This window comes from Thioclava sp., from assembly GCF_048263065.1.
GTDB lineage: Bacteria > Pseudomonadota > Alphaproteobacteria > Rhodobacterales > Rhodobacteraceae > Thioclava.
The window spans coordinates 1-6,118 of sequence record NZ_JBLXEM010000071.1 but is presented as its reverse complement, the minus strand read 5'-3'; the positions used below and the strand labels follow the sequence as shown (position 1 = coordinate 6,118).

6 protein-coding genes are annotated in these 6,118 nt (G+C 54.2%); all 6 read right to left on the bottom strand.

Annotated elements, in window-relative coordinates; all coding sequences use genetic code 11:
* Nucleotides 1-204: 204 nt before the first annotated feature.
* The 6 genes from ACN0SD_RS20840 to ACN0SD_RS20815 all read right to left on the bottom strand — a co-directional run bounded on the left by ACN0SD_RS20840 (nt 205) and on the right by ACN0SD_RS20815 (nt 5,946).
* Entirely contained in the window at nt 205-1,203 is a 999-nt protein-coding gene (locus ACN0SD_RS20840) for an acetamidase/formamidase family protein (RefSeq protein ID WP_417810072.1), read from the bottom strand.
* Nucleotides 1,204-1,247: 44 nt separating this feature from the next.
* Nucleotides 1,248-1,961: an ABC transporter ATP-binding protein gene (locus ACN0SD_RS20835; protein WP_417810071.1), complete on the bottom strand. Its 714-nt coding sequence runs from the start codon at nt 1,959-1,961 to the stop codon at nt 1,248-1,250.
* Nucleotides 1,954-2,670, bottom strand: coding sequence for an ABC transporter ATP-binding protein (locus ACN0SD_RS20830; RefSeq protein WP_417810070.1), 717 nt, complete (start codon nt 2,668-2,670; stop codon nt 1,954-1,956). Before ACN0SD_RS20830 ends, ACN0SD_RS20835 begins: the two co-directional genes overlap by 8 nt.
* Nucleotides 2,670-3,740, bottom strand: coding sequence for an ABC transporter permease subunit (locus ACN0SD_RS20825; protein WP_417810069.1), 1,071 nt, complete (start codon nt 3,738-3,740; stop codon nt 2,670-2,672). The genes ACN0SD_RS20830 and ACN0SD_RS20825 overlap by 1 nt, the downstream gene beginning before the upstream one ends.
* 1 nt (nt 3,741) lies before the next feature.
* The gene (locus ACN0SD_RS20820; RefSeq protein WP_417810068.1) at nt 3,742-4,614 is read right to left on the bottom strand and encodes an ABC transporter permease subunit; all 873 of its coding nucleotides are present in this window, start codon (nt 4,612-4,614) and stop codon (nt 3,742-3,744) included.
* Nucleotides 4,615-4,707: 93 nt separating this feature from the next.
* The gene (locus tag ACN0SD_RS20815; protein ID WP_417810067.1) at nt 4,708-5,946 is read right to left on the bottom strand and encodes an urea ABC transporter substrate-binding protein; all 1,239 of its coding nucleotides are present in this window, start codon (nt 5,944-5,946) and stop codon (nt 4,708-4,710) included.
* Between the last annotated feature and the right edge of the window lie 172 nt (nt 5,947-6,118).

The following is a 6,118-nucleotide window of genomic DNA, read 5'->3' as shown; positions in this document are numbered from 1 at the left end:
TGCTATCTTTCATTGGTCTCTCCTCCATTCTTGAGGCTCTGCGCCAGAACAACTGGCACAACCCTCGTTGCAGAATGCCGCAGGAGAGGCCGCCGGTCTAATTGACGTTGAATGCGATCATAGGGTCTGGAACGCGTCCCTAAATGCGAGGACGGCCGAACACATAGGCCGCAGCGTCGAAGGGCATCGGGTGCGGCCTATGTGTTACTTCGAGATGCCGATGATCGACTTCAGAACCGAGGCTCCAACCGAATATTTCGGGTCAACCATATTACCCACGCGCACCCGCCCACATTGAGTAAGGAGCATGTAGGCGTCGATCTCATCAAAGCCGAAATCGGCAGCCATCCATCGGATCAACTCGCGATAGGCCCCGCGCGCAGCATCCTCCATAGGGCGTGCCGATCCAACCGTCATATAGAACTGCTCATTTTCAAGGCGAGGCGTGCGGATAGTCCAATTCTTGATAAGGTCGATACGGACGGTGGTCACCGTTGGATGCTCGATCGCGACACCGCAGAGTTCGCCATCTCCCTGGGCCGCATGGCAATCACCGAGGAAGAGATAACCACCCTCAGTTTGGACCGGCAGGTAAACGACGGCTCCAGGAGCCACGTCGGGGAGATCCATGTTCCCACCGTAATAATCGGGCACAAGCGAGGAGATCGCTTCGGCTTCAGGTGCGGTGCCGATAGTGCCGATGAAGGGTTCATAAGGCAGACTGATTTTATCGTTCCACTTCGTGCCGCCCTCAACGGTGATTTCGAGCTTGCGCACAACTTCTGGCAACGGTTGCGTTAGCAACGCAGTTTCAAATGTCGGCACCAGCCCACCAAACTCGGGCATGATAACCGTAGTTCCCCGTGGTTGCGGACCGCGTGGCACAATGCTTTCGATATAGACCGCAATCGTGTCGCCTTTTTCAGCACCATTGACATAGATCGGGCCGTTTTGCGGGTTTAAGAAAGGGAAGTTCAGGATCTCGGTCGGAACATCCGTTTCCTTCTGGATTGCGCCCTCAAAGGCGTCATGGGTCTCGGCACTAACCACGGTGCCAGGATCAATAGTCAGGACCGTATCGATCCCCGCCGAATAGATATAGGGATAGCTCCCCTGTTCCTCTTCGGTGATCGTGCGAGTCTCAAGTGCCTGACCCTTCGCAACGCCCTTGCGTGCCATGATGGATTCATCAAACCAACTCATAAGTTTCTCCTTTCATATTAAATTCTCTCGGGATTGCCATTCGATCAGACCGAAAGGTATTTTCGAATGGTGTCGCGATCTTTCAGCATTTCGCGGTCAAGCACGGCAACGATGCGCCCCTTGTCCATGACGTAACAGCGCTGCGCCATCGCCCGGATCATGTCGATATTCTGTTCCACAAAAACGACCGTGACGCCGGTTTCGCGATTCAACTCGACCATGATGCGCGCGATATCCTGCACGATATTGGGTTGAATCCCTTCTGAGGGCTCGTCCAATAGGATCATCGAAGGCGACCCCATCAGCACCCGCCCAATTGCGAGCTGCTGTTGCTGCCCGCCTGACATCGTGCCCGCGCGTTGGTCTGCGCGTTCCTTAAGGATTGGAAAATAGCGATAGATTTCCTCGGTCTTTCCCGGGGTAGACTTGCCCGCGATGCTTTCGCCCACCAAAAGGTTCTCAAGGACGCTCATGCGCGGAAACACATCGCGCCCTTGGGGCACATAGCCGATACCCTTTCGCGCCCGGTTGTGTGCAGAAAGCAGGTCGACGGATGCGCCTCGCAGGTTGATCGACCCACCGTCCGTCGGCAAAAGTCCGATCAAAGTCTTCATTAGGGTCGATTTACCAACCCCATTGCGCCCGATAACTGCAACAATTTCGCCTTCGCGCACCTGAAAATCAACACCTTGCAGAACAGGCTTACCGCCATATCCCGCGCGAAGATTGATGACATCAAGAAGAACTTCTTTACGCATCGACTTCTCCCAGATAGATGGCGGCCACGCGTTCATCGGCCACGATTTCGTTGATCGTGCCTTGCGCAAAGATTTTACCGAAATGGAGCACTGTGACCTGGTGCGCGATCTGGCGCACAAATGCCATGTCATGCTCGACCGCCAGCAAGGTCATGCCTTCGCGATTGAGTTCTTGAAGCATTTCACCCGTTGCAAACGTCTCATCCGGGGTCATGCCCGCTGTGGGTTCGTCCAGCAGCAGCAGCTTGGGCTTGAGCGCGATCGCCATTCCGATTTCAAGCCATTGCTTTTGTCCGTGGCTGAGGTTGCCTGCGAGCTGCATGTGATCGCCAGAAAGCTTAAGAAACTCGAGCAGCCGGTCGATCTCATCCTTCAGCAGGCGTGGCGCCACATGGTGTTGAAGGGCGATGGTAAGGTTCTGGCGCACGCTCAGATCTTTGAAGATGCCAGGCACTTGGAACTTCACGCTAATACCGCGCCGGATACGCTCGAAGGGTTTGTCGCGCGTGATCTCACTACCGTCGTAAAGGATCTTGCCGCTATCAGGCAGATGCTCGCCCAAGATCAGTTTGAAGAAGGTGCTTTTGCCAGCGCCGTTCGGACCGATCAGACAGTGCATTTCACCAGGTTGAAGCGCGAAATCGACATTTCCAGTGACGTGAAGTCCGCCGAAATGTTTGTTAAGTTGATGTGTTTCGAGAAGTGCCATCAGAGATCTCCTTCGGATTTGGATTTCCGCCGAAAGAATGGCTCGATCAGGGCGCTCACAACGCCGCGCGGTGCGATCAATACCGTCACCACCAGCAAGAAACCCATCACAACTAAAGCGTATTGGCTGCCGTAAATCGTCAAGGATTGGAAGACAATCAAGACGGCGAATGAGCCGATTAGCGTGGTGGTGAGATCCGTTCGCCCTCCCACGGCGACCCAAACGATGGGCAATGAGGCCGCAGTCATTCCCATCGACGCGGGTGTGATGTAATTCCCCCAAGAGGTATACAGCACCCCTGACAAGCCAGCTAAGGCAGAGCCAATAACGAAGGTGCCAAGCTGATACTTGCGCACGTCATAGCCAAGCATCTCGGCGCGCAGAGGGTTCTCGCGGATCGCGACGATGACATTGCCAAAGCGTGAATTCACAAGAATACGTAGCCCCATATAGCATAACGCGAGCAAACCCAGTGTGACGTAATAAAGCGTGACATCAGGATAAAGCACGATGCTTCCGCCCGGCCACGGAACCGTAAGTGAGGGCATCGCCCCCATCCCGTTGAAACCATTCAAACGCGCTTTTCCAATCGCCCAATCGGGCCCTGCGGTTTGCGCCATGAAACGTTCGAGCACCAATGTCACTGACAGGGTTACAATGCCAAGGAAGACACCGCTAATCCGGCCAAAGAATAGGAAATAGCCCAAGACCGCAGCGGCCAGCGCACTAATCCCTACCGCAAGCAGTAACGAAATCAGCGTAAGCCCATACGTATCGCCCAGATTGATCGTCAAGACGCCATAGCTGTAACCCGCGATACCAAAAAAGGCAGTCTGACCGAAGCTGAGAGACCCACCATATCCCCAGATCAAGCTGAGTCCCATCGCCATGAAAAGCCAGTTGAAGAAATAAACGTTGTTACCCACGTCATAGCTGTCGGCCAACATCGGGTAGGCACAGGCTGCGAGCAGCACAAGCGCGAAACCCGACCAGAATTTCGGGCCTTTGCCCAAGGTCTGAGGACCCTCGACAAGCTTCAGGAAGGAAGTAAAACGGGATGCGCTATTCACGTCAGGCCCTTTCTTTCAGGATCTTGCCGCTAATGCCGCGCGGCAAAATACGAATGACGATGATGACGGCGAGCAACATGCCAATTTGACCTGCAAGCTGGCCTTGCCAGGAGGTCAGCGCAGCCTTGATAAAACCCAGAACCACAGCAGCTGGTGCCGTCCCAAGGAAGATATCCGCCCCGCCCACGACGACCGTGACAAAAGCTTCAACCATGAAAGCCGATCCCATCGTTGGAACAAGAGTCATGGTCGGCGCATACAGTCCACCTGCTAGCCCCGCGAGTGCAGCACCGAGCCCAAAAGTCAGACTGTAGATGAGGTTGGTATTGACCCCGAGCGCCTCGGCCACATGGGGCACTTGAATTGTAGCGCGTGCAAGAATGCCGAAACGGGTCTTTGTGAACATGAGCCACAAGGCACCAAGCGTTAATAATGCCATTCCCATCAACACCACGCGATAGACCGAGTAAGAATAGTCTCCGACTGCGAAACTGCTAAAAGGCGTGCCGCTTCCCGCCATCGTCGTGCCGAGCACTATCAGGGTGCCTTGTGTGACGATCATTGAGATCCCCCAAGTCGCGACGATGGTATCTAGCGGGCGCTTATAAAGGGGACGGATGATTGCGACTTCAACGATCATCCCAGCGATACCCGCCGCGATTGACCCGGCTGCAACCGCCAGCGGTAGAGGCACGCCCATATGAGTTGCACTGGTGGACACATAGGCACCGCACAAAATGAACTCACCATGGGCCAGATTGATCACACCCATCATTCCGAAGATCACTGCAAGACCGCAGGCGCTCAAGACGAGGAAGGCGAAGGCGTCTCCGAACTGATATAAAAAGCTGAAAAGAGAGTAGAGGAACTCCATGGAGCATCCCTTTCTTAGCGGAAGTCGACCGGGGAAGACCGGAAAGGAGTAACGGATGCGGAGCGCATAAGCCCCGCATCCGTCAGCGGCGCCTTACTGCATCGTGGGCAGGCTTGACGGCGTGTATTGCGCGCTGGGATCGTTCTTGGTCAGATCGCAACCCACATCGCCCAGCCAGTAGGGCTTGATGTCATCCCATTTTTTCGGGAACTCGATCGAGTGGTCAGCATTGACATGTGCGAGATAGATCGTGTGCGAGGTGTGCTGACTTTTGGGGTCGATGCACATCTTGCCTTCGGGGGCGTCATAGCAAAGCGTGCCATCTGCAAGCGTTGCACGAACATCGGCAACCTTAGTTGAGCCCCCGGCTTTCTCGACCATCTCTTTATAGAGATAGACTGCGGCATAGGAGTTTTCAGCTTCTTGGTTGATGTAAGGCTCATCGGGGAACATCGCATGAAAGCGCTCGACGAAGGCCTTGCTTTCAGGCGTGTCGATTTCCTCGACATAGTTCACCGTAGCATACATGTCCTTGAGGCTTGGCGGAGTAAAGCGCTTGTGCTCATAGCCTTGACCCACGTTCACCGATGACGCCATTGGCAAATCCACATTAGCAGAACCTGCCTGTTCGTAATATGAGGACTGCGCGGTGCCTACGAGCAGAGTTACCACGAAATCGGGCTTGGCTTTTTGGATATTCTGGATCGTTTGCGAGAATTGCGACACACCGAGCGGAATGAATTCCTCGCCGACCATTTCACCACCGTTTTCCTTGACGATGTTGCGCACCCATTCAGCGGAGATTTGACCGAAATTGTAATCAGCGGCAATTGTGTAAACGTTCTTGCCGTATTTTTCCATCATATAAGGCAGAAGGGTCGAGAATTGCTGTTCTGGCACGGCGCCGGTGACGATCATATTTGCGTCACAGACCCCACCTTCATATTGGTTATTATAGAATGCCAAACCATCGAATTGATTGACGATCGGGCGATAAGCTTCGCGGGATGCTGAAGAGAAGCCTGCGAAAACCACGTCCACTTTGTCGCGCTGAAGCACTCGACGCATGAATTCTTGGTAGCGCGTATTGTCGGACTGGGTGTCGTAAACTACCAACTCGATTGGGCGTCCGGCGATGCCGCCAGCGTCATTGATCTCTTTCGTTGCGAGTTCGATGCCATGCACCTTGCCGATCGTTGCAAGCGCGAAATCGCCTGACTGGTCTTCGAGCACACCAATCTTGATGGGCGTAGTGTCTTGCGCCGAAACGGGCCCGGCAAAAGACAATAGGGTAGCAAGCACCGAAGCGGTGCTGATCAGTTTCCTGGTCATTTTAAACTCCTTGTTGCGATGGTATTTGGGGATCTGAGACGCTACCGCGCTTGACCCCTCTTGTTGGTTTCTCTGCTGTTTGGATCGTCGTCAGAGAGAGTGTCCGACCTTTTGTGTATGATTGATCCGGTTCATGCTTCACCAAAAGGAAGCATGAATGACCATCTCGAAA